The following is a 516-nucleotide window of genomic DNA, read 5'->3' as shown; positions in this document are numbered from 1 at the left end:
CTCGGTCACACAAAGGAGCAAAGCGCGATTGCGCAACTCGACAGGCCCAGCGCCGTCAGGGGCAAGTGCCAAAATGGACTGCAAGGCCGCCCAAACCTGAGGAGTGGCAATTGCACCCAGAGAGTTCTCGATCGGCGGGCGCTCTCCTTCTTCCAACGCTTTCGCGGGGTTGGACGCAATCCAGTTCTTCCGGACGGCGAAATCGTAAATTCGTTCAAGCAACCGCCAATACCGTCGACGCGTTATATCGCTGACACCTGTTCCCGGCTTACGCCCCGCAGGGCCACTTTGAAGGAAACCCGCGACGATCGCACCAGTGACGTCGTACCACTCAATCGCCAAAGGCTCGGCTCCATTTCGACCGGACCGTAAATACTGCAACCACGTGCTCCAGAAGTACCTATATGACGGCTCTCCCTTCAAACCTATTGGGAGACGATCTGACATGGAGCTCTCGTCAAGCCATAAGTCGAGTAGAACCTCAGCGGTAGGCGGCACTTCGGCTATGGATTCGAC

General features: G+C 57.0%; 1 protein-coding gene. It reads right to left on the bottom strand.

The genetic code is table 11. The features are described from left to right. Nucleotides 1–342 (bottom strand): hypothetical protein (locus AC066S_RS39120; protein ID WP_478271950.1); only part of this gene is annotated, 342 nt, incomplete at its 3' end. Between the last annotated feature and the right edge of the window lie 174 nt (nt 343–516).

The organism is Bradyrhizobium sp. CFUWI (assembly GCF_056429085.1).
Note: the sequence above shows the minus strand (reverse complement) of the source record. Positions and strands in the feature narration are given on the sequence as shown.